At 60.8% G+C, this 20,812-nt stretch carries 25 protein-coding genes and 1 pseudogene; 1 reads left to right on the top strand and 25 read right to left on the bottom strand.

The genetic code is table 11. The features are described from left to right. Positions 1–3: 3 nt before the first annotated feature. Entirely contained in the window at positions 4–663 is a 660-nt protein-coding gene (locus ABHR75_RS02175; protein ID WP_346963514.1) for an RluA family pseudouridine synthase, read from the top strand. 423 nt (positions 664–1,086) lie between these two features. Here the strand turns inward: ABHR75_RS02175 and ABHR75_RS02170 are convergent, their stop codons facing one another. The 25 genes and pseudogenes from ABHR75_RS02170 to fabK form a co-directional block, all read right to left on the bottom strand. After that, positions 1,087–1,833 carry a DeoR/GlpR family DNA-binding transcription regulator gene (locus tag ABHR75_RS02170; RefSeq protein ID WP_055309388.1) on the bottom strand — a complete coding sequence of 249 codons (747 nt, stop codon included), beginning with the start codon at positions 1,831–1,833 and terminating at the stop codon, positions 1,087–1,089. A gap of 3 nt (positions 1,834–1,836) precedes the next feature. Beyond that, positions 1,837–2,916: a Gfo/Idh/MocA family protein gene (locus ABHR75_RS02165; RefSeq protein WP_271761159.1), complete on the bottom strand. Its 1,080-nt coding sequence runs from the start codon at positions 2,914–2,916 to the stop codon at positions 1,837–1,839. 496 nt (positions 2,917–3,412) lie between these two features. Further along, complete coding sequence (gene rplX, locus ABHR75_RS02160; protein ID WP_006235043.1) at positions 3,413–3,718, bottom strand: 50S ribosomal protein L24; 306 nt, start codon at positions 3,716–3,718, stop codon at positions 3,413–3,415. A 13-nt stretch (positions 3,719–3,731) separates the two neighbouring features. Further along, the gene (gene rplN, locus ABHR75_RS02155) at positions 3,732–4,100 is read right to left on the bottom strand and encodes a 50S ribosomal protein L14 (protein ID WP_006235041.1); all 369 of its coding nucleotides are present in this window, start codon (positions 4,098–4,100) and stop codon (positions 3,732–3,734) included. A 118-nt stretch (positions 4,101–4,218) separates the two neighbouring features. Further along, entirely contained in the window at positions 4,219–4,479 is a 261-nt protein-coding gene (rpsQ, locus tag ABHR75_RS02150) for a 30S ribosomal protein S17 (protein WP_006235040.1), read from the bottom strand. Between the two features lie 16 nt (positions 4,480–4,495). Further along, positions 4,496–4,711: a 50S ribosomal protein L29 gene (gene rpmC / locus ABHR75_RS02145; RefSeq protein ID WP_006235039.1), complete on the bottom strand. Its 216-nt coding sequence runs from the start codon at positions 4,709–4,711 to the stop codon at positions 4,496–4,498. 86 nt (positions 4,712–4,797) lie between these two features. Beyond that, positions 4,798–5,214: pseudogene (gene rplP / locus ABHR75_RS02140) on the bottom strand (50S ribosomal protein L16); the annotation flags it as partial. Further along, positions 5,214–5,924, bottom strand: coding sequence for a 30S ribosomal protein S3 (gene rpsC / locus ABHR75_RS02135; protein WP_006235037.1), 711 nt, complete (start codon positions 5,922–5,924; stop codon positions 5,214–5,216). The pseudogene rplP and the gene rpsC, both read right to left, overlap by 1 nt. Positions 5,925–5,930: 6 nt before the next feature. Next, complete coding sequence (gene rplV, locus ABHR75_RS02130; RefSeq protein ID WP_006235036.1) at positions 5,931–6,302, bottom strand: 50S ribosomal protein L22; 372 nt, start codon at positions 6,300–6,302, stop codon at positions 5,931–5,933. A 14-nt stretch (positions 6,303–6,316) separates the two neighbouring features. Next, positions 6,317–6,577 carry a 30S ribosomal protein S19 gene (gene rpsS, locus ABHR75_RS02125; protein ID WP_006235035.1) on the bottom strand — a complete coding sequence of 87 codons (261 nt, stop codon included), beginning with the start codon at positions 6,575–6,577 and terminating at the stop codon, positions 6,317–6,319. 32 nt (positions 6,578–6,609) lie between these two features. Then, positions 6,610–7,440 (bottom strand): 50S ribosomal protein L2, encoded by an 831-nt coding sequence (gene rplB / locus ABHR75_RS02120; RefSeq protein WP_022094198.1) that lies wholly within the window; start codon positions 7,438–7,440, stop codon positions 6,610–6,612. Positions 7,441–7,619: 179 nt separating this feature from the next. Next, positions 7,620–7,907: a 50S ribosomal protein L23 gene (gene rplW, locus ABHR75_RS02115; RefSeq protein ID WP_022094197.1), complete on the bottom strand. Its 288-nt coding sequence runs from the start codon at positions 7,905–7,907 to the stop codon at positions 7,620–7,622. Further along, on the bottom strand, positions 7,908–8,534 hold the full coding sequence (gene rplD / locus ABHR75_RS02110; RefSeq protein ID WP_006235032.1) for a 50S ribosomal protein L4: 627 nt from the start codon (positions 8,532–8,534) through the stop codon (positions 7,908–7,910). A 46-nt stretch (positions 8,535–8,580) separates the two neighbouring features. Then, positions 8,581–9,201, bottom strand: a complete 621-nt coding sequence (gene rplC, locus ABHR75_RS02105; RefSeq protein WP_035137484.1) for a 50S ribosomal protein L3 — start codon at positions 9,199–9,201, stop codon at positions 8,581–8,583. A 458-nt stretch (positions 9,202–9,659) separates the two neighbouring features. Continuing rightward, positions 9,660–10,286 (bottom strand): histidine phosphatase family protein, encoded by a 627-nt coding sequence (locus ABHR75_RS02100; RefSeq protein ID WP_346963513.1) that lies wholly within the window; start codon positions 10,284–10,286, stop codon positions 9,660–9,662. A 39-nt stretch (positions 10,287–10,325) separates the two neighbouring features. Further along, a complete protein-coding gene (locus ABHR75_RS02095; protein WP_148331879.1) occupies positions 10,326–11,480 on the bottom strand; it encodes a cation diffusion facilitator family transporter in 1,155 nt (384 codons plus the stop codon). A gap of 151 nt (positions 11,481–11,631) precedes the next feature. Then, complete coding sequence (locus tag ABHR75_RS02090; protein ID WP_271761071.1) at positions 11,632–12,846, bottom strand: PTS sugar transporter subunit IIC; 1,215 nt, start codon at positions 12,844–12,846, stop codon at positions 11,632–11,634. A gap of 40 nt (positions 12,847–12,886) precedes the next feature. After that, a complete protein-coding gene (accD, locus tag ABHR75_RS02085; protein ID WP_271761069.1) occupies positions 12,887–14,605 on the bottom strand; it encodes an acetyl-CoA carboxylase, carboxyltransferase subunit beta in 1,719 nt (572 codons plus the stop codon). Then, positions 14,598–15,941, bottom strand: coding sequence for an acetyl-CoA carboxylase biotin carboxylase subunit (locus tag ABHR75_RS02080; protein ID WP_271761067.1), 1,344 nt, complete (start codon positions 15,939–15,941; stop codon positions 14,598–14,600). The genes accD and ABHR75_RS02080 overlap by 8 nt, the downstream gene beginning before the upstream one ends. Before the next feature lie 10 nt (positions 15,942–15,951). Beyond that, on the bottom strand, positions 15,952–16,374 hold the full coding sequence (gene fabZ / locus ABHR75_RS02075; RefSeq protein ID WP_117563763.1) for a 3-hydroxyacyl-ACP dehydratase FabZ: 423 nt from the start codon (positions 16,372–16,374) through the stop codon (positions 15,952–15,954). A 9-nt stretch (positions 16,375–16,383) separates the two neighbouring features. Next, complete coding sequence (gene accB / locus ABHR75_RS02070) at positions 16,384–16,857, bottom strand: acetyl-CoA carboxylase biotin carboxyl carrier protein (protein ID WP_022094191.1); 474 nt, start codon at positions 16,855–16,857, stop codon at positions 16,384–16,386. A gap of 3 nt (positions 16,858–16,860) precedes the next feature. Beyond that, positions 16,861–18,108, bottom strand: coding sequence for a beta-ketoacyl-ACP synthase II (gene fabF / locus ABHR75_RS02065; protein WP_346963512.1), 1,248 nt, complete (start codon positions 18,106–18,108; stop codon positions 16,861–16,863). A gap of 39 nt (positions 18,109–18,147) precedes the next feature. Continuing rightward, entirely contained in the window at positions 18,148–18,921 is a 774-nt protein-coding gene (gene fabG / locus ABHR75_RS02060) for a 3-oxoacyl-[acyl-carrier-protein] reductase (RefSeq protein ID WP_138113090.1), read from the bottom strand. Positions 18,922–18,951: 30 nt separating this feature from the next. Further along, positions 18,952–19,878 carry an ACP S-malonyltransferase gene (locus ABHR75_RS02055; RefSeq protein ID WP_138113093.1) on the bottom strand — a complete coding sequence of 309 codons (927 nt, stop codon included), beginning with the start codon at positions 19,876–19,878 and terminating at the stop codon, positions 18,952–18,954. Continuing rightward, complete coding sequence (fabK, locus tag ABHR75_RS02050) at positions 19,866–20,810, bottom strand: enoyl-[acyl-carrier-protein] reductase FabK (protein WP_006235020.1); 945 nt, start codon at positions 20,808–20,810, stop codon at positions 19,866–19,868. Before fabK ends, ABHR75_RS02055 begins: the two co-directional genes overlap by 13 nt. Between the last annotated feature and the right edge of the window lie 2 nt (positions 20,811–20,812).

Below are 20,812 nucleotides of genomic sequence, written 5' to 3'. Positions count from 1 at the left end.
CACGTGAACGAAGAACCTCAAGTCCTTTACTGCGACGCCTGGCTCATGGCCATCGACAAGCCCGCCGGCATGATCGTCCACGGCGACGGCACCGGCGAGCGCACGCTCACCGACTACGCCAGCGACCTGCTGCTGGCGATGGGTGACTGCTTTGCCGCGACCGACATGCAGCCGCTCAACCGCCTGGACCGCAACACCACCGGCGTGGTGTTGTTTTCGCTCGACAAACAGACGCAGCCCGCCTTTGACCAGATGGTGATCGACCACGCCTTCGAAAAGCACTATCTGGCGCTGGCCGAGGGCAAGATCGACTGGAACGAGAAGCTCATCGACAAGCCCATCGCCCGCGACCGTCACGACAGCCGAAAGATGCGCGTCGGCGCCAGCGGCAAGCCGTCTCAAACTCGCGTGAAGGTGCTCAAACGTCTTAAGAGCCGTCGTGGCCTGCCCGCGCGCTCGTATATCGATGTCGAGTTGCTCACCGGCCGCAAGCACCAAATCCGTGTGCACCTGGCAAGCGAGCATCATCCCCTGGTTGGCGACGACCTGTACGGAACGCCGCGCCCCTGCGGCCTGATGCTCCACGCCCACAGCGTGTCCTTCACGCATCCCGTAACCGGCGAGCACATCCACATCGAAGCCCCCTGCCCCTGGGAGCCCTAAACCACCACAATGGGGACAGGCACCTTTGTGGTGGTTTTGCCGCAATGGTTCAACCGCGGTCCCAAAACGTCTCGATCTGTAACAGTTAGAACCCATTTTCCGGTCTATCTGTTACAGATCGAGACATTCAAATCCCCCTTAAGGGAAAATCTCAATCTGTAACAGTAGCTCGGCAAAATCAGTCCCAGATGTTACAGATTGAGACAAAGGGACGGCGCGGTTCGGAAGTATCTCAATCTGTAACACCTAGCCCACTTTTAACGGTCCAGTTGTTACAGACTTAGACAAACCGGCAGACAACGAAAGCGGCAACGCCCGTGATGGACGTTGCCGCTTTTCTATTGAGAAAACTACTCGGTTTTCGTTACTAACCACCACAATGGGGACAGGCACCTTCGTGGTGGTTTTGGCCTTGTCTCGCTGTTAGACAGTGATGACGTTGTCCATTGCCCGGTACTTGGCGGGGACCTCGCCTGCGGTAATAATCGTTGCGTCGCGGAAGTCCGCGAACTTGACGGGCGCCACCATGCCAAATTTACTGGCGTCCGAGATTACGAAGCGTTTGGCGGTATGGCGCATCGAGATACGCTTGACCTGTGCTTCCTCGATATCGGGCGCCGTGAAGCCCTGCTCGGCGGCAATGCCGTTAGAGCCCCAAAAGCCACAGTTGAAGTTGTAGCGGTCTAAGGTTGCCAAGGCATCGGGGCCAACGAGCGCCTCGGTCTCGGGTTTGAGCTCGCCGCCCAACACCACGGTACGCATGCCGCGCAAAGCAAGGTGCTGAGCATGGAGCACGGAATCGGTCACATAGGTGACATCTTCAAGGTGTGGAAGATGCTCGATGAGCCTGAGCGTCGTCGAGCCCGAGTCGATGTATACAAAGCTCTCGGGCTCCACAAGCGCCGCCGCACGGGCGCAGATACGCTCCTTGTCGTCGTTATGGAGGTCGCTGCGCTCATTAAGCGTTAGGTCGCGCGTCACGTGCGCGCGCTCAAGACTCGTCGCTCCACCGTGGACCTTGGCGATGCGATGAGCTCGGTCGAGCGTCTGCAGGTCGCGCCGAATGGTAGACGCCGTCACGCCCAGGGCTTCGGCAAGCTCCGGCACGGTAACCGAGCCGGCCTGCTGCACCATCGACACGATCGCGTTGAGCCTATCTTCCGCAAGCATCGCTTACTCCTCCTCGGGGTACACAACTCCCCAGTCGGCGCGGAGCTTGGTCATAAGCTCCATAACATCAGAAGCATAATCCAGCAGCTCGCGCTTGGAGTCGTCGCCGGCAACGGCCTTCTCCAGGTCGGCCATCTCATAGCACAGGGCGTAAGCCTCGGTGCCGGCGTGGACCTCCTCGCGGTGGCCGTCCGCAGTCCACACGATGGTCGCGTGATCGGCACGCGGATATTCATTGACCTCGATGTAGCACTTGTCGAAGCTGATGACCGAGCGCTTGGGCTGCTTGGAGTGGAGCGTAAGGCTCACGACGCCCAGCTGCTGCTCGGCATTTCGGCAGACGATGCCACCCGCGACGTCAACGCCAGTCTCGCAGGTGTTGCCCAGCGAAACGACCTCAGCGGGCTGGCTTGCCATAAAGAGGCGCATGACGGACAGGGCATAGACGCCAATATCGAGCATGGCACCGCCAGCAAGGTTGCGATTGAAAAAGCGGTTGGTCAGGTCGCCGTACTCCTTGTAGCTGCCAAAGTTGAGCTGGGCGAGGTTCATGCGTCCAAAGTCGCCGGCATCCATGCGGCGGCGCAGCTCCTGATACAAGGGCATGTGGAGCACCGTGGTGGCATCCATAAGGACCACGTTGTGCTCGTCGGCGATGGCACGGGCCTCGTCGAGCTCGGCAGAGTTGAGGGTAATGGCCTTCTCGCAGAGTACGTGCTTACCAGCTGCCAGAGCGGCTCGCAGGTAGGTGATATGCGTGTTGTGCGGCGTGGTGATATAGACTGCGTCAATGTTAGGATCGGCGTAGAGGTCCTCGACCGTTTCATAGACCTTCTCGATGCCATATTGCTCGGCAAAAGCCTGAGCCTTGGACAGAGTGCGGTTGGCAACGCCCGCAAGCTTGCGGCCGGCAAGAGCGAGAGACTGGGCCATCTGGTTGGCGATAACGCCGCACCCGATCACAGCCCAACGAAGCTCGGGAGCCGTAAAAATATCGTTGGGGAACGGCTGATCCTGGACCGAGGCAAACGCCGCCTTTGCGGCTGCCTCGGCGTCGAGCGGAGCCTGTTTGGAATCTGCCATGATGTGCCTCCTGAGTTATCGGAAGTCCTTTATTTCTAACAACCCTATATTCGCACAATTGCGCGCGTATCTGCTCGTGTTTGCGTGTTTATTTGCTTATCAGTCTTTATTTAGCCATAGTTGGCAGATGTTTGTGCAGTTATGCGCATTATCGCGCAAGGCTATGCGCATAAATGCGCATGCAACGATCCTTGTGAAACATAAAGGGGCAGAGCACCATAGCCATAAAAGACAGAGTAGGCCGTATTACTCCACCCCTCTGGGGGCATCAGACATCAAAGGACCGTCCCAAACTGTCGGCACATTGAGACTGTCCCCCCAACGACTGGTCATTTAAGTCTGTCCCCAATGAATGCAACGGCCACTCATTTAAGTCTGTCCCCAATGAATGCAACGGCAACTCATTTAAGTCTGTCCCCAATGAGTGGGGATAGAAAAAGGCCCGGGTGCCGTGGGGCATCCGGGCCTTTGCTAGCAACTTGATGTTGCGGGCAGCTTAGAACTTGTGGCCGCACTTCTTGCAGACGCGCAGCTTGTTCTTGCCGTCCTTCTCGTGACCGACGCGGGTAACCTTACCGCACTCGGGGCAGACGAGATTGACGTTGGAGGCGTCGATGGGAGCCTCCTGCGAAACGATGCCGCCCTGCTGGTTGGCAGCGTTGGGCTTGACGGCCTTCTTGACGACCGAAACGCCCTCGACAACGACCTTGTTCTCGGCGGGGAGAGCACGCAGGACAACGCCCTGCTTGCCGCGATCCTTACCAGAGAGAACCTGGACCTTATCGCCCTTCTTGATATACATATATCTCCCCTAACTACAGGGTCTCGGGAGCGAGCGAGACGATCTTCATGTACTTCTTGTCACGAAGCTCGCGAGCGACGGGCCCGAAGATACGGGTGCCGACGGGCGAACCATCGTTGTTGATGACAACGCAGGCGTTCTCATCAAAGCGAATGTAGGAGCCATCCTTGCGGCGGATCTCCTTAACGGTGCGAACGACGACGCAACGGACAACGTCCTTCTTCTTGACGTTGGCGCCAGGGGTAGCCTCCTGGACAGCACCGATGAACACATCGCCGATGCCTGCATAACGACGCTTGGAACCGCCAAGCACCTTGATGCAGCGAATCTTGCGAGCGCCGGAGTTGTCGGCGACGTTCAGCATGGTTTGCATCTGAATCATGGTAGATGTTCCTCCGAACTAAGAACCGAAGAGAGGTGCGCAGCCTTTATACGGCCCGTGGTATGCAAGCCAGGCATACGCACATCTTCGGAAACGTACAAGTCGTAAGAGCGACTGCTTATTTAGCGCGCTCGACGACCTCGATGAGGCGCCAACGCTTCATCTTGGACATAGGACGGGTCTCCATAACGCGGACGGTATCGCCCACGCCAGCCGTGCACTCCTCGTCGTGAGCGTGCAGCTTCTTGGAGCTGGTCATCATCTTGCCGTACTTGGGGTGACGCTTGCGCTCGGTGATGGTGACAACAATGGTCTTGGCACCGGAGACGGAGGTAACGACACCCGTACGGACCTTACGCGAGTTACGCGAATCAGTCATGTTCTCTCCTTAGGTCCTACTCGGCGACAGCGGACTTCTCCGCTGCGATCTCGCGGGCGCGCTGCTCCGTGAGGACGCGAGCGATGTCCTTCTTCACGGTGTTGACGCGAGCGGTGTTGTCCAGCTGGCTGGTGGCCATCTGGAAACGAAGGTTAAAGAGCTCGGCGCGCATTTCCTTCAGCTTCTCAACGAGCTGAGCGTCCGAGAGCTCACGAATCTCTGCGGGCTTCATTAGTTCTCCTCCTTGGCGGCGGCGGCGTCCTCAGCAGCCCACTTGGCCTCGAGAGCGGCCTCCTCAGCCATCTCCTTCTCGATGCGCTGCTCAGCGTTCTTAGCAGCAACAATCTTGGTCTTGATGGGGAGCTTGTGCTGCGCAAGACGCAGAGCCTCGCGAGCGACCTCCTCGGGAACACCCTTGACCTCGAACATGATGCGGCCGGGCTTGACGACGGCCACCCACTCCTCGGGGTTACCCTTACCAGAACCCATGCGAGTCTCGGCAGGCTTCTTGGTGATGGGCTTATCGGGGAAGATCGTGATGTAGACACGACCGCCACGCTTCATGTAGCGGGTCATGGCAATACGAGCGGCCTCGATCTGACGGTTGGTGATCCAATGGGCCTCGAGAGCCTGGATACCAAACTCGCCGAAATGCAGCTCGGTATTACCCTTGGCCTGGCCCTTCATGGAGCCACGCTGCACCTTGCGGTGAAGAATACGCTTAGGGGCAAGCACTACTGACCCCTCCTCTCGGAGTTACGACGACGAGGACGGGAAGAGCCCTCGAGTGCAGGGTTGGGAACAGGCTGGCCCGGGAGCTTCTCGCCCAGGTAGATCCAGACCTTCACGCCGCAAGCGCCCATGGTGGTGCTGGCGACAGCCGTGCCATAGTCGATCTTGGCACGGAGGGTGTGCAGAGGCACGCGACCCTCACGGTACCACTCACGACGGCCCATCTCGGCACCGCCGAGACGACCGGAGCACTGGATACGGATGCCCTTGGCGCCGGCCTTGCGGGCGGACTGGACAGCCTTGCGCATAGCGCGACGGAAGGCAACGCGGCCCTCGAGCTGCTCAGCGATAGACTGAGCAACGAGGTTGGCGTCGAGCTCGGGGCGCTTGATCTCGACAACGTCGACGGAGAGCTGGCCCTTGGAGACGCCAGCGACCTTCTCGAGCTCAGTGCGGAGGGTATCGATCTCGGCACCCTTCTTACCGATGACAACGCCGGGGCGAGCGGTGAGGATGATGACCTTCACCTTGTCGCCAGCGCGCTCGATCTCGACGCGGGAGACAGCTGCGCGGGAAAGACGCTTCTCGAGGTACTTGCGAATCTCGAGATCGTTACCGAGGGTCTTAGCGTAATCCTTCTCTGCGAACCAGCGGGAGCGCCAGTTCTCGGTGATGCCAAGACGGAAGCCGGTGGGGTAGACTTTCTGACCCATACAGCTTTACGCCTCCTTTCGAGGAGCAACGACGACGGTGATGTGGGAAGTACGCTTCAGAATGCGAGAAGCGGAACCCTTGGCGCGGGGACGGATGCGCTTAAGCGTCGGACCCTCGTCAACATAGGCAGCGGCGACAACCAGGTTGTCGGCACGCAGACCGTTGTTGTTCTCGGCGTTCGCAACGGCGGAACGGAGAACCTTCTCGACATCCACGGCGACGGCGCGGTCGCAGAAGTGGAGGATGTCGAAGGCCTGAGCGACAGGCTTGCGGCGGATCAGATCGACCACCAGGCGGGCCTTGCTGGGGGAAACACGCACGTACTTAGCGACGGCGCGAACCTCGGTGGCCTCAGTTTCAATAGACTTAGTTGCCATTTACGGTTAACCCCCTATTTGGCCTTGTGGCCACGGAACGTACGAGTCGGCGCGAACTCGCCGAGCTTGTGACCAACCATGGACTCGGTAACATACACGGGCACATGCTTGCGGCCGTCGTGGACGGCGATGGTGTGACCAACCATCTCGGGGAAGATGGTGGACGCGCGGGACCAGGTCTTCACGACGTCCTTCTTGCCAGCCTCGTTCATCGCGGTGATACGCGAGAGAAGGCGAGTCTCCACGAACGGGCCCTTTTTGAGACTTCTGCTCATAAGTGCTTTCTCCTAAAACTCGGTATCCGAAATTACTTCTTACGGCGACGAATGATGTGCTGGTTCGAGACCTTCTTCTTCTTGCGCGTACGAAGGCCCTTCGTCGGCTTACCCCAGGGGGTAACGGAGGGACGACCAGAGGTGTGGTTCTTGCCCTCGCCACCGCCGTGCGGGTGGTCGACAGGGTTCATGACGGTACCGCGGACGGTCGGGCGCACGTTCATGTGACGCTTACGGCCGGCCTTGCCGATGACGATGTTGGAGTGATCGGCGTTGCCGACCTCACCGACGGTGGCGCGGCAGGTAACGAGGATGCGGCGCATCTCGGAGGAAGGCATACGGACGATGGCGTACTTGCCCTCCTTACCCATCAGCTGGCAGGAGTTACCGGCGGAACGGGCGATAGCGGCGCCCTTGCCCGGCTGGAACTCGACGGCGTGGATGAGCGTACCGACGGGGATGTCGGCGAGGGGCAGAGCGTTGCCCGGCTTGATGTCGGCGTCAGAACCGGACATGATGGTCTGACCGACCTCGAGGCCCTTGGGGGCCAGGATGTAGCGCTTCTCACCGTCAGCGTAGTGCAGCAGAGCGATGCGAGCGGAACGGTTCGGATCGTACTCGATCGTGGCAACCTTGGCGGGCACGCCGTCCTTGTTGCGCTTGAAGTCGATCACGCGGTAACGACGCTTCACGCCGCCGCCCTGGTGGCGGGTGGTGATGCGGCCGTTGTTGTTACGACCGGCCTTCTTGGGCAGGGGCTCGAGAAGAGACTTCTCGGGCTTGGTGCAGGTGATCTCGGAGAAGTCGGAGATCGTCTGCCAACGCCTACCAGCGGAGGTCGGCTTAAGGTGCTTTACAGCCATTACAATCCCTTTCAATAGGAATCCGTTAGCCATCGCAGACAGGGATTCGAGGTTCTGCCTCGGGTGCGATGACACCGGACGTATACACGGTTCCGGGCGTGTCCATTTTATACGCCCAAAACCTTGAGCTCCCGCCTCCCCTATTTGGGAGGCATGAGCTCACTCAACAGCAGCGAGTCTTAGGCCTGGTTGCCAAAGACCTCGATGGTGTCGCCCTCGGCCAGCGTGACGATGGCCTTCTTCCAAGAACGGGTCTTGCCGGCGACATAGCGCACGCGCTTGGTCTTGGGCTTGACCGTCAGGGTGTTCACGCGAACGACCTTGACGCCGAAGATCTCCTCGACAGCGTCCTTGATCTGATACTTGTTAGCATCCTTGGCGACCTCGAACGTGTACTTGTTCAGCTCCATGCCGGAGAAGGAACGCTCGGACACGATCGGACGGATGATGATCTCGTGGGCGGTCATTTATGCAAGCACCTCCCCGAAGTGAGCGGCGATGTCGGCGGGCATCAGCACAGCGTTATTGTTGACGAGATCGTAGGTGTTGGCCTCGTCAGCGGTGATGATGAACGTCTTGGGAATGTTGCGGAACGACAGGTAGGCGTTGACGTCCTCATCGCGAACGATGATGGTCAGACGCTTGCCCTCAAGACCGAGAGCCTTGAGCATGGCGACGGCAGCCTTGGTGGAAGGCTTCTCGAAGCCGTAGTCGTCGACGAGCACGAGCTCGCCATCGGCCAGCTTGGCGGACAGCGCGGAGCGCATAGCCAGCTTGACCTCCTTGTTGTTCATACGCTTAGCGTAGGAACGGGGCTTGGGGGCGAAGACAACGCCACCGTGACGCCACTGGGCAGCACGGATGGAACCCTGGCGGGCACGGCCGGTGCCCTTCTGACGCCAAGGCTTCTTGCCGCCACCGGAAACCTCAGAGCGACCCTTAGCAGACTGGGTGCCCTGACGCCAAGAGGCCATCTGGCACTTGACGATGTGGTGCATAACGTGGATGTTCGGCTCGATGCCGTACACCTCAGCGGCGAGCTCGGCCTCGGCGACCTTCTTGCCCTCGCTGTTCTTTACTTCAAACTTTGCCATTTAAGTGTTCTCCTTGGTATGACGCTGGGCTAAATGGGCTGGGCCCTTAGGCCATACGGATGGCGACGAGACCATTCTTGGCACCCGGGACAGCGCCCTTGACCAAGATGAGGTTCTGCTCGGCATCGATGCGGACAACGGAAAGGTTCTTGACGGTAACGCGCTCGTTACCCATGTGACCGGCCATCTTGACGCCCTTGAGGACGCGCGCAGGATAGGCGCACTGACCGATAGAACCGGGGTGACGCTGGAAGTGAGAACCATGCGTCATAGGACCGCGGCGCTGACCCCAGCGCTTGATGCGACCCTGGAAGCCCTTACCCTTGGAGGTACCGATGACGTCGACCTTCTCGACATCAGCGAAATCAGCGACGGTAACGACCTCGCCGACCTTGTGCTCCTCGCCGTTCTCGACGCGGACCTCACGAAGGAAGCGGACAGGCTCGACGCCAGCCTTAGCGAAGTGACCAGCCATGGGCTTGTTCACGTTCTTGGCCTTGATGTCGCCGAAACCGATCTGGACGGCGTCATAGCCGTCGGTTGCCTGAGTTTTAACCTGCGAGACAGCGCAGGGGCCAGCCTGGATGACCGTGACGGGAACGACGTTATCGTCCTCGTCCCAAACCTGGGTCATGCCAATCTTGCGGCCGAGAATCATGCTGATCAAGATATGATCCCAACTCTCGCGTGGTCTTGGGACAATGCGTACACCACCGAGCGTACGCCCCTAGAGGACCACTACTTACACGACGTGCTCCCCAGCCTTGTATTTCGCCCGGACTACCTGACAACCCTATTAAGCAGGCATTTTGTCCAGCCAGAATACTCCCCTGGTTACACACAGCTGTTTAGTATACACGGCTGCGGGCGTATCCATCGAGATTCATATTTCACTCACATTGTTTACGCAGGTAAAGTGCGTGGCACGTTCCCAGTGTGCGGCGGAGGGGGCGGGCCTGAGACATATTAAGGTTGCTGCTCTACAGTCCTGCTCACGACGGAGAGCACATTAAGTGCTCTCCTGTTCGTGCGGAACTCGCGACAACCTTAATATGTCTCAGGCCCGCCCCCTCCGCCGCACACTGGGAACGCCACGGTGATGTCTGCTTAACTCTGCTCGCTCAGCTAATTACTTTGTTGGGGATCCACTATTTGCTGGAGGGTGAACTTGCGTTGCATTGACTCGCCTTCTGCTTGTGGCTTTGCCTCATCAAAATCGAAGATCATGATGGCGCAGTTGGGGAGTTTTGTTGGGAGCCCGAAGCCCTCTGGGGCTGCAGCCTTGATGAATTGGCGGCTGGCGCTGCCGTGGCTTACTGCTAGGAGGGTTTCGATGCCCTCGGCGCCCATGATATTGGTGAGGGTGTCTACCATGCGCTCTTGCAGTGCCTGGCTTTCTTCTCCTCCGAATGGGATTAAGTCCTCGCCTGGATCCCAGACGTCGGTGGGCAGGGCGTCGTGGGGGCCTTCTTCGAAGGTGCCGTAGCTGCGCTCGATAATGCCTTCACAGGGCTCGACTGCTGCGTCCGGGCCGAGGAGCTCGCATGCGACGAGACTTGCCGTGTCCATGGCTCGGCCCAAAGGTGATGAGACCACTTTGTCGGGGACGACGCCGTGGGCTTTGAGCCATGCGGCTGCCATCCCGGCTTGCTGACGGCCTAAGTCGGTGAGCGGTGAATCGCAGCGGCCCTGGACCAGCTTTTTGACGTTGAACTCCGTCTGACCGTGGCGGAGTAGATACAGCTTCTTCATGCTCTCCCCTTCTGCATAACCTGCTTTGCCGGCATAGCCTTACTCGTGGGTATGCCCTACGTAGTCTTCGTCGATCGTAATCTTGGCAATCGACTTGGGATATTCCGATTCGACCCGTTGTGTCAGCGCGTGCTTTACGTCTTCGGCACTCATCTGCAGATCCGAGGGACGCACGCAGTCAAAGATCACGTTGGTGTGCGTAGGACCCGGCACGCAGCGCAGGTCATGAATCGAGAGGCGGCTATCGATCTCCTGGGCCATGGCGTGAATGCGCAAGCGCATGCTCGCCAGCTTGGGGTCATCGGTCACGATGGGATCGTAGTGAAGCGTAACGATCATGCCGTCTTCGTCCCTAAACGACTGCTCGATGTTATCGAGCGTGTCGTGACTTTCCAACGGGCTGTCCTCGGCCGCCATCTCGGCATGCGCACTTGCAAACTTCCTGCCCGGGCCGTAGTCGTGAACCATCAAATCGTGAACGCCCAAAACGCCGGGATAGCTCATGATCTTGTCTCGAATGTGCTTGACCAGCTTAGGATCGGGCGACTGGCCCAAAAGCGGGCTCACCGTATCCTGGATGAGCTCAAAACCGCTCCAGCCAATATAGGCGCCAACGGCAAGGCCGACCCATGCGTCAAGATTGATGTGCGTCACCTGCGAAACAATTGCGCACGCCAACACGGCGCCTGTGGCAAGGACATCGTTCTTGGAATCCTGCGCGGTCGCATGCAGCGTCTCGGACTCAATGCGATCGCCGAGCTTTTGGTTGAGGGCCGCCATCCACAGCTTTACAACCATCGAAAGTGCCAGGACTGCCACCAGGGCAAGCGAGAACTCGACAGGCTCCGGGTTGACAATACGCTCCACCGAGGACTTCACCAGTTCGATGCCAATAAGCAGCACGAGCGCCGCCACGACCAAACCCGAGAGATACTCGTAGCGACCGTGGCCGTAAGGATGCTCGGGGTCGGCCGGCTTGCTCGCCAGCTTAAAGCCCAGCACGCTCACGATATTCGAGCTGGCATCGGACAGGTTGTTCATGGCATCCGCCACAATCGAAACCGATCCCGACAGCACGCCAATTACGCCCTTCGCAGCGCATAGTGCCACATTGGCGAGAATACACACCACGCCCGTCAACGTGCCCACGCGCGCACGGTCGCCCTGCGCACGCTTAACAATCCACTCGACCATCTACATCCGCCCCCACGGTACTACCTATATATCTATTGCTCAAACGGATTGTAGTGTAGCCACTTTGTCCCCCAGATACAAAAAAGGCCGCAACCCACACGGGCCACGGCCTTGGAATATGGCAAAGGAATCGTCCTTGTGTCGCACAGGTTTACGCGCTTACTTCGGCCACGCTCTTCGAGGTTTCGGGTGAATCGGCTCCGTCCCCCGTCGTCTGTCCCTTCGCCGGCACCACGCCAAAGCAGTAGCTCAGCGCCGCAGACACCGCAAATGCCACACCGCCGGCAGCGCAGCACCACAGCAGGTTCGAGATGCCGCCCGTGGCAAAGCCAATGACCATAAGGACATTCGTCATGCCGATGGTATAGGCCGTAACGTGGCCCACGGCCGCAACAAGGCCTCCGACGGCGCCGCCAATGGCCATGCACGTCAGGCACCTGCCATATTTAAAGCCGCAACCGTACAGCGCCGGCTCGCTTACGCCGCCAAGAACACCCGAGATTGAGTAGCCCAGCATGAGCGCCTTCTCGTCCTTATCCGCAACGCGGAGCGACGCGCCAAAAGGCATGCCCCAAACGGCGAACGTCGCCATCGTCGCGGCAATCAGGATGCACGAATCCGTTCCCACACTCATAAACTGCGCGTACGCAAGCGATAGAACGACGTTGCTGACGCCCGCTATCTTTAGGAACTCCCAGCCCGCGGCAAGCCCCATGAGCGTGAGCAGCGACACGATGCCACCGGAATTGCCAAGCATAAACATAAGCTGGCCCAACAGCATGCCCAGATAGCTGCCCGCCGGTGCCGTAATACACAGCGAAACCGGAACCATGACGAGCATGGTCGCAAACGGAACAAACGAAAACGCCACGGCCTTAGGGATAACGCGCTTAAAGAAACACTCCACTCGCCATAGCACGGGCATCGAAATGAGAACCGGAATAACAGTCGTCGTGTAATCGTTGACCGGCGCAGGAAGCAGACCATACACGGAAGTCATCGATGCCCCCGTCGTCGATGCGGCATCGACAAGCTTGAGTAAATCGGGTGCAATCAATACGCCGCCCAGCATCATGCCCAGCTGCTCCGAGCAACCGAGCTGGCGGGCGGCCGCCCAACCAAGATAAATGGGCAAAAAGTAGTAGCCGGCGTTATAGAGCCAACTGTAGAACAGGCGATAGATATCGGAATCGGCAGACCACAGGCCCAGCATGCCTTCGCCCATAATGACAGCGACGGTGCGGAACAACGCCGCGCAGACAATAAACGGCAGCGCCGACATCATGCTTTTGGACAGATAGTCCACCACGGCCATGGCGTTTGATGAAACCGACGTTGTAAACGAGGTGTTAGAAACTTGTAGCATGGAACGCCTTTCCCAATATGACATGCGGGCTGTCCCTTTGTCACATCGTGCGGTATCGACCGATTGCGCGGTACTTTTCGTAGCGGAGGTTTGTGAGGGTCGCGTCGTCGAGCTGCCCAAGCGTATCGAAGGCATCAAATGCCGAGGACATGACGGCACCGGCGATCTCCTCATGCGACAGGCCCTTATCGTCAACAATGCCGTCGATGATGCCGAGCGCCAGCAGATCGGGGGCCGTGAGCTTAAGCGCCTCGGCGGCCTCATCCGCACGCTCGGTATCCTTCCACAGGATCGACGCACAGGCCTCGGGGCTCACGACTGAATAGGCCGAGCTCGAGAGCATCAGGATGCGGTCGGCCACGGACAGCGCCAGCGCGCCACCAGAGCCGCCCTCGCCTGTCACCACCGAGACAATCGGTGTCTTAAGGCCGCTCATCTCCATGAGATTCTGAGCAATCGCCTCGCCCTGGCCGCGCTCCTCGGCACCGATGCCGCAAAACGCGCCCGAAGTATCGACCAGGCACAGAACCGGTCGACCAAACTTTTCGGCCTGGCGCATAAGGCGACGCGCTTTGCGGTAGCCCTCGGGATGTGCCATGCCAAAGTTGCGACGCATGCGCTCTTTGGTCGTGGTGCCGCGCTCGATGGCGATGACCGTTACGGGGCGCCCGTCTTTCCAGCCAATGCCAGCCACCACAGCGGCGTCGTCGCCAAAGTAGCGGTCGCCGTGCAGCTCCACAAATCCATCCAGGCCCAGCGAGATCATCTCGCCTGCCGTGGCGCGATCTGCCGAGCGGGTCTGCTTGACAATCTCGAGCGCGGTTTTTGGTGCGGCCGAGCGCTTGAACAAATGTCCCAGCTTTTTGCCGCGGCGGCCCGTATGCACAATCTCGTGCGGTGCCCCCAGGCCGGGCGCGTGCCCTTCGTGCAGCGCCAGCAGCTCGCCTACCGTGAGCGCAACCTCGCCACGCGGTACAACGGCATCGCAAAAGCCGTGCTCCAGCAAAAACTCGGAGCGCTGGAATCCCTTGGGCAGGCGCTTGTGCATGTTCTGCTCGATCACGCGCGGGCCGGCAAATGCCGTCAGGGCATCGGGCTCGGCCAGGATAATATCGCCCTCCATGGCAAAGCTCGCGGTTACGCCTCCGGTCGTGGGGTCAGTGAGCACCGTGATATACAGGCCGCCCGCCTCGCTATGGCGCCTAACCGCCGCAGAGATTTTGGCCATCTGCATGAGCGAGGTCACGCCCTCCTGCATGCGGGCGCCACCCGATACGGTAAAGCCAACGACCGGCAGTCCCAGCTCGGTCGCACGCTCAAATGTGCGGCAGATCTTCTCGCCCACCACGGAACCCATCGAGCCCATCATAAAGTTGGCGTCCATAAAGAAGAGCGCCGTATCGCAACCGCAGATTTTGCCCTTGCCGCACACAACGGCATCGCGCTCGCCCGAACGTTCGCTCACGCTCTTGAGCTTGTCGGCATAGCCGGGAAACGAAAGGAAGTCCTCCGGCGCCAGACTGGCATCCCATTCCTCAAACGTGCCCTCGTCAATCGTCATGCGCATGCGGTCGCGCCCGCTCACGCGAAAGTGTTTGCCGCAACGAGGGCAGACCTCGAGGTTGTCGTGCAGGCGCGCCTCATCGATCACACGGCGGCACTCCGGGCACTTGATAAACACGTGGCGCGCGGGAAACTCGGCGCACGACTCGGTCATCGGTCCCTCGAGGACGTTGACCGTCTTCGCTTTTCTATTCATCAGCATAGAGATGCCCCATCAGATCGGTGTGATACATGCCCGACAAGAACTCGTCGTTTGCCAGCACGTCGAGCTGAAGCTCGCTGTTTTCGCTCACGCCCTCAATCACGAGCTCGCCCAGGGCCGAGCGCATCTTGCGAATGGCGCCGTCACGCGTGGGCGCACACACGATGAGCTTGCCGAGCATGGAGTCGTAGTACGGCGGAACTTTCGCACCGGCAAACATGGCGGAATCCCAGCGCACGCGCGGACCACCCGGCACACGCAACGCGGTGACCGTTCCGCATGACGGCAGAAAGTCCGGCGTTTCGGCATTGATGCGGCACTCCATGGCGTGGTTGCGGACCGGCATGTCCTCCTGCTCAAAGGGCAGAGGCTGGCCGGCTGCCACGCGCAGCTGCCACTTGACCAAGTCGGTATCGGTCACAAACTCCGTAACCGGATGTTCCACCTGCAAGCGCGTGTTCATTTCCATAAAGTAGAAATTACCGTCGTCCGAATACAGGAACTCGATGGTACCGGCTCCTTCGTAGCCGACGGCACGAGCCAGGTCACGCGCTGCCTTGTGCATGCGAGCACGAATGTCGTCGTGTCCGTCGAGGCACGGCGCGGGGCTCTCCTCGATTAGCTTTTGGTTGCGCCGCTGCACCGAGCACTCGCGCTCGCCGAGCGAAAACACATGGCCCTGCTTATCGGCCATAATCTGTACCTCAACGTGATGCGCCGGCGCGACGAACTTCTCCATGTAGCACTCGCCGTCGCCAAAAACGGCCTCGCCCTCGGCGCGTGCTTCAATAAAGGCCTTTGCCGCATCTTCCGCGCGCTCGACCTTACGAATACCGCGACCGCCGCCGCCCGCACGCGCCTTAATAAGCACGGGGCAGCCAATGCGCTCAGCCTCGGCCGTTGCCTCCTCGGGACTTTTGAGCAAATCGCAGCCCGGCACGATGGGCACGCCCGCCGCGGCAGCCGTTCGACGTGCGGCGTCCTTGTCGCCCATGCTGTCGATCACCTTGGCCGAAGGACCAACAAACGCCAGGCCATACTTGTCGCAGTCGCGCACGAAGCTCGCCTTCTCGGAGAAAAAGCCATAGCCGGGATGAATTGCCTTAGCTCCCGACTTTACGGCACAGGTGAGCACAGCATCGTCGTTGAGGTAGCTCTCGGCAAGACGCGGACCGCCGATGCAATACGCCTCGTCGGCAAGCTGCACGTGCAGCGCGTCCGCATCGGCCGTGGAATAAACGGCGACGGTCTTGATGCCCATATCGCGGCACGCGCGGATAACACGGACCGCGACTTCGCCGCGGTTGGCGATGAGCACTTTGTCGAACATGAAGCCTTCCTTAACTTTCGTGCATGAGTGCAAAAGACATATCGGCGCGGCAGCAAACCTCACCGTTGACGCTCGCAGTACCCGTCGCAAAGCGGAACGGCCCGCGCGCACGCGTGATGGTGCACACCAGATCAACCGTGTCGCCCGGGCGCACCGGACGCTTAAAGCGCACCTTGTCCAGACTCGTGTAGAACGGCGTCGCGCCGCGCGCTTCCTCATCGCCCATCAGCAGCACGCAACAGTTTTGGGCGAGCATCTCGCACTGAATCACGCCGGGGACCACCGGGTTTCCCGGAAAATGCCCCTGCAAAAAGTACTCGTCGCCCGTAATCGTGATCTTGCCGTGGGCCTCGTCGCCCACCAGCTCGGCCTCGTCGAGCAAAAGCATCGGTTCGCGATGCGGCAACAGTTCCTTAAGCTCTTCTTTGTTCATGGATATCACCTATCCGATCCTCATAAGGCAACTGCCAAACTCCACGAGGTCGCCGTCGGCCACGCAGATCTCGAGCACCTCGCCGTCTGCCTCTGCCGTTACCTCGTTGAGAACCTTCATGGCCTCGATGATGCAGAGCGTCTCGCCGGCCTTGACCTTAGAGCCCACGTGCACAAACGGCTCGTCGCCCGGCGCCGGGGCAGCATAGAAAACGCCGACCATGGGAGCGGTCACCTCGGTGCCCTTGGGCTCCGGTGCGGCGGCAGGTGTCTGCGCGGCGGGCTCCGGTGCGGCAGGCGCGACTGTGGGAGCTGCAACTGGAGCGGCCATAGCGCTCGGCATGGGCATGGGCACGGCAACCGGCTGTGCGGCGCTCGCGCGCTCGAGTTCGACCGCGGTGCCATCGGGCTCCTCAACGCGTACGCGCGTGAGGCCGCGGTCCTCCATAACATCGGCTATCTCGGCAAGTCTTTTGGAATCCATGCTCTAGCTCCTCGTATATCTACGCAGCGCGATGGCGGCGTTGTGTCCGCCAAAGCCCAGGTTGGTCGAAAGCGCCCAGGTAAGGTCAGCGCGAATCGCGCGATTGGGCGTGTAGTCAAGATCGCAGGCGGGATCGGGCGTGTGGTAGTTAATGGTCGGCGGCACCACGCCCTGCTCGAGCGCCATGGCGCAGGCCATGACCTCGATGGCGCCCGTGGCACCGATCATGTGGCCGGTCATCGACTTAGTCGACGAGACGTGCGCGGCGCGCGCCGCGTCCTCGCCGAGCGCACGCTTAATGCCCGCCGTCTCGGACGAATCGTTGAGCTTGGTCGATGTGCCGTGGGCATTGATGTAGAGGCCCTCGGAAGGCCTGACGTCGCCCTCGGTCACCGCCAGCGATATCGCGCGGGCAATGCCGGCAGCCTCGGGATCAGGGCTCGTGATGTGATAGGCATCATCGGTGTTGCCGTAGCCCACGACCTCGGCATAAATGTGCGCACCGCGCGCCTGCGCATGTTCCATGCTCTCGAGCACGAGCACGCAGGCGCCCTCGCCCATCACAAAGCCATCGCGGTCTGCATCGAACGGGCGGCAAGCCGTCGCGGGATCAGGGTTGGTGGTCAATGCGCGGCAGGACGTAAAGCCCGCAACGGCATCGGGGATAATTGCGGCCTCGGCGCCGCCCGCGAGGATCGCGTCGGCATAGCCGTGCTTTATGGCGCGGAACGCCTCGCCCACCGCATGGGCCGAGGTTGCGCACGCGGTCACCACGGGCAGGGTCGGGCCCTTTGCCTTGTGGCGGATTGCGATATTGCCCGATGCCATGTTGGGGATCATCATCGCGATCATATAGGGCGATGCGCGGCGGGGCCCACGTTCGGCAATCGTATGGACGTTGTCGACGAGCGTCGTCATGCCGCCCACGCCCGAGCCCACGTAGACGCCCAGGCGCTCGCGATCGATGGCGCCTTCGACATCAAAGCCCGCATCGTGCATGGCTTCGTCCGAAGCCGCCATCGCAAACTGAACGCAGGGGTCGAGATGCTTGGCGTCACGCTTGCCAAAGTACTCGTTGCCGTCAAAGCCCTTGACCTCGGCTGCCACCTTGACGGCAAACGCATCGGTATCGAAGTGCGTGATCGGGCCGATGCCGCACGTGCCAGCACACATTGCCGCCCAGGTGGCAAGCGCGGTGTTGCCGAGCGGCGACACGGCACCGATACCGGTGATTGCAACTCTCTGTTCCATCATGGTCTCCTCATCCAAGCCGTTCTTCGGCCCTGGTTTCTACATCGCCATTCCGCCGTCGACGCGCACGACCTCACCCGTAATGTAGGCAGCCGCATCACTCGCCAGAAAGCGCACTACGCCGGCCACCTCCTCGGGGCGCGCCATACGCTTAAGGGGAATCTGCTCCTCGGTTACCGTACGCACCTTCTCCGAGAGCTTTGCCGTCATATCCGTCTCGACAAACCCGGGGGCAACCGCGTTCACTCGTACGCCGCGGGGCGCAAGCTCGCGCGCCACCGCCTTGGTCAGGCCGATCACGCCCGCCTTGGAGGCAGCGTAGTTGGCTTGCCCGGCATTGCCCATCAGGCCCACGACCGAGCTCATGTTGACGACGCAGCCGCCGCGCTGGCGCATAAAGGTCTTGGTGAGCGCGCGCGTCGTGTTAAACGTTCCTTTAAGATTGACATCGAGCACGCGATCGAAGGCGTCATCGCCCATGCGCATGAGCAGGCCATCGCGGGTGATGCCAGCGTTGTTGACGAGCGCCCAAATGGAGCCAAAGTCGTTGAGGACCGCTTCCACGCACGCGTTGACGGCAGCGGGGTCGGCCACGTCGCATTGATATGAGCGCGCCGTGGCGCCAGCCGCCTCGCAGGCGTCGCACGTCTCGCGCGCCGCATCGACGCTGCCGGCATAGACGACGGCGATATCGCAGCCATCCTCCGCCAGACCGATAGCGCAGGCGCGGCCGATACCCCGCGAGCCGCCCGTGACCAGTGCCACGCGACGTGAGTCGTTGCGCTCGAGCGCGCCATTGTTCAAGTTGCCCATGTCATTCCTTTCGGGTTACAGCCCTGTGGACTATGCGAGCTCGTCGGCAATAGCTGCGACCTGCTCGGCCGTCTCGCACGAATACACACGAACGTCGCTCAGCGTACGCTTGACCAGGCCGGACAGCGTTTTGCCGGGGCCGACCTCAATAAATGTGTCGATGCCTTGATCCTGCAGAGCATGCAGCGTATCGACCCAGCGTACGGCATGGCTCACCTGATTGGCCAAGACATCCGATGCCGTCTGGGGATCCGCCGGATAGGGCGCCGCTGTCATATTTGCCAAAACAGGAATGAGCAACGGGGACGGCGCGTGACCGGCCTCAATATATGCGGCAAGGCCACAGGTCGCCTCGGCCATATAGGGGCTATGAAATGCACCCGACACCGCGACCTTCATGGCGCGGCCGCCAGCCTCTTTTACTAGGACGTCGAGCTCCTGCAGCGCCTCGGGCGCTCCGGCCACAACCGTCTGCTGTGGGCTGTTGTAGTTGACTGGCCAGCAGTCCTCGCCGGCCTGTTTTGCCAGGCCCTCGACTTGCGCCGCATCGAGCTTGATGACGGCGCGCATGCCGCCCGGATGGCGCTCGGCAGCCGCGGCCATCAGCGCCGCGCGCTCGCACACGAGCTCAAAGCCCGCTCGCGTATCGAACGCCCCCGCAAAGGTGAGCGCGGCGACCTCGCCCAGCGAGAATCCCGCACAGGCGGCAGGTACCACGCCGCGCTCACGCAGGGCGGCAGCCGCTGCCAGGTCGTGCACGAACACGCAAGGCTGCGTGTTCTCGGTCTGCGAGAGCTCCTCCTTGGAGGCGCTCCGGCACTGCTCGCTCGTCCCCGGGCGCACCTCATCGGCAATGGCGAACACCTCGGCAGCCGCCGGCGATGTCTCGATCAAGTCGACGCCCATCGCGGGGTGCTGGGCACCCTGGCCGGCAAACAAAAACGCTACGCCACCCATGCGCACGCACCCTTCAGGACGTGCTCGGCGCCATCGACCAGGTCGTCAACGATTTCGCGTGCGCTCTGGCGCTCGTTGACCATGCCGGCAATCTGTCCACACAAAAACGAACCCTCTTCGTAGTTGCCGTCCTTGGCGGCCTTACGCAGCGCACCGGTTCCCATAGCACCGAGCTCCTCGGCACTCGCGCCGGAACCCTCGCTCTTGGCATAGGCGTTGGTGAAGGGGCTCTTGAGGGCGCGCACTGGATGTCCCGTCGAGCGACCGGTCGCACGCGTCGAAGTGTCGTTGGCCTTCAGGACCATCTCTTTGTACTGCTCCGAGACGGTGCACTCGTCTGCGACCAGAAAGCGCGTACCCACTTGCACGCCTTCGGCGCCCAGCATAAAGGCGGCCGCCACGCCGCGGCCGTCGGCAATACCGCCGGCGGCCACAACGGGAATGTCGACCGCATCGACGACCTGCGGCACCAGTGCCATCGTCGAGGTCTCGCCAATATGGCCGCCCGATTCGGTACCCTCGGCAACAACCGCCGTGGCCCCGCGACGCGCCACGAGACGCGCCAGCGCCACCGAGGCAACGACCGGGATGACCTTGATGCCCGCCTCGTTCCACGCCTTCATGTACTTGGCGGGATTGCCGGCGCCCGTCACGACGACCGGCACTCGCTCGTCAATCACGACCTGCGCGACCTCGTCGGCAAACGGGCTCATGAGCATGACGTTGACGCCAAAGGGCTTATCCGTCTTGGCGCGCAGCTCATGAATCTGGTCGCGAAGCCAGTTGGCGTCGGCGTTCATGGCCGCGATGATGCCTAAGCCACCCGCCTCGGACACTGCGGACGCCAGCGAGGCATCGGCAATCCAGGCCATACCGCCCTGGAACACGGGCTTTTCGATGCCGAGCAGATCGCAGAGAGGAGTCTTGAGCATCT

The sequence above is a fragment of the Collinsella aerofaciens genome (assembly GCF_039752955.1).
GTDB lineage: Bacteria > Actinomycetota > Coriobacteriia > Coriobacteriales > Coriobacteriaceae > Collinsella > Collinsella aerofaciens_BI.
The sequence above is the reverse complement of the archived record's forward strand: the minus strand, read 5'-3'. Positions and strand labels throughout refer to the sequence as shown.

Excerpts from the sequence above, each read along its gene's own strand:
- ABHR75_RS02095 (WP_148331879.1), bottom strand. The coding sequence starts at position 11,480 with ATGGTCGAGTGGATTGTTAAGCGTGCGCAGGGCGACCGTGCGCGCGTG.
- rplN (WP_006235041.1), bottom strand. The coding sequence starts at position 4,100 with ATGATTCAGATGCAAACCATGCTGAACGTCGCCGACAACTCCGGCGCT.
- ABHR75_RS02170 (WP_055309388.1), bottom strand. The coding sequence starts at position 1,833 with ATGCTTGCGGAAGATAGGCTCAACGCGATCGTGTCGATGGTGCAGCAG.
- rpsS (WP_006235035.1), bottom strand. The coding sequence starts at position 6,577 with ATGAGCAGAAGTCTCAAAAAGGGCCCGTTCGTGGAGACTCGCCTTCTC.
- rplW (WP_022094197.1), bottom strand. The coding sequence starts at position 7,907 with ATGACCGCCCACGAGATCATCATCCGTCCGATCGTGTCCGAGCGTTCC.
- rplB (WP_022094198.1), bottom strand. The coding sequence starts at position 7,440 with ATGGCTGTAAAGCACCTTAAGCCGACCTCCGCTGGTAGGCGTTGGCAG.
- rpmC (WP_006235039.1), bottom strand. The coding sequence starts at position 4,711 with ATGAAGCCCGCAGAGATTCGTGAGCTCTCGGACGCTCAGCTCGTTGAG.
- fabF (WP_346963512.1), bottom strand. The coding sequence starts at position 18,108 with ATGGAACAGAGAGTTGCAATCACCGGTATCGGTGCCGTGTCGCCGCTC.
- ABHR75_RS02165 (WP_271761159.1), bottom strand. The coding sequence starts at position 2,916 with ATGGCAGATTCCAAACAGGCTCCGCTCGACGCCGAGGCAGCCGCAAAG.
- fabZ (WP_117563763.1), bottom strand. The coding sequence starts at position 16,374 with ATGAACAAAGAAGAGCTTAAGGAACTGTTGCCGCATCGCGAACCGATG.
- ABHR75_RS02100 (WP_346963513.1), bottom strand. The coding sequence starts at position 10,286 with ATGAAGAAGCTGTATCTACTCCGCCACGGTCAGACGGAGTTCAACGTC.
- rplD (WP_006235032.1), bottom strand. The coding sequence starts at position 8,534 with ATGGCAAAGTTTGAAGTAAAGAACAGCGAGGGCAAGAAGGTCGCCGAG.
- ABHR75_RS02055 (WP_138113093.1), bottom strand. The coding sequence starts at position 19,878 with ATGGGTGGCGTAGCGTTTTTGTTTGCCGGCCAGGGTGCCCAGCACCCC.
- rpsQ (WP_006235040.1), bottom strand. The coding sequence starts at position 4,479 with ATGACTGATTCGCGTAACTCGCGTAAGGTCCGTACGGGTGTCGTTACC.
- rplX (WP_006235043.1), bottom strand. The coding sequence starts at position 3,718 with ATGTATATCAAGAAGGGCGATAAGGTCCAGGTTCTCTCTGGTAAGGAT.
- ABHR75_RS02080 (WP_271761067.1), bottom strand. The coding sequence starts at position 15,941 with ATGTTCGACAAAGTGCTCATCGCCAACCGCGGCGAAGTCGCGGTCCGT.
- fabG (WP_138113090.1), bottom strand. The coding sequence starts at position 18,921 with ATGGGCAACTTGAACAATGGCGCGCTCGAGCGCAACGACTCACGTCGC.
- rplV (WP_006235036.1), bottom strand. The coding sequence starts at position 6,302 with ATGGCAACTAAGTCTATTGAAACTGAGGCCACCGAGGTTCGCGCCGTC.
- fabK (WP_006235020.1), bottom strand. The coding sequence starts at position 20,810 with ATGCTCAAGACTCCTCTCTGCGATCTGCTCGGCATCGAAAAGCCCGTG.
- accB (WP_022094191.1), bottom strand. The coding sequence starts at position 16,857 with ATGGATTCCAAAAGACTTGCCGAGATAGCCGATGTTATGGAGGACCGC.
- accD (WP_271761069.1), bottom strand. The coding sequence starts at position 14,605 with ATGAATAGAAAAGCGAAGACGGTCAACGTCCTCGAGGGACCGATGACC.
- ABHR75_RS02090 (WP_271761071.1), bottom strand. The coding sequence starts at position 12,846 with ATGCTACAAGTTTCTAACACCTCGTTTACAACGTCGGTTTCATCAAAC.
- rpsC (WP_006235037.1), bottom strand. The coding sequence starts at position 5,924 with ATGGGTCAGAAAGTCTACCCCACCGGCTTCCGTCTTGGCATCACCGAG.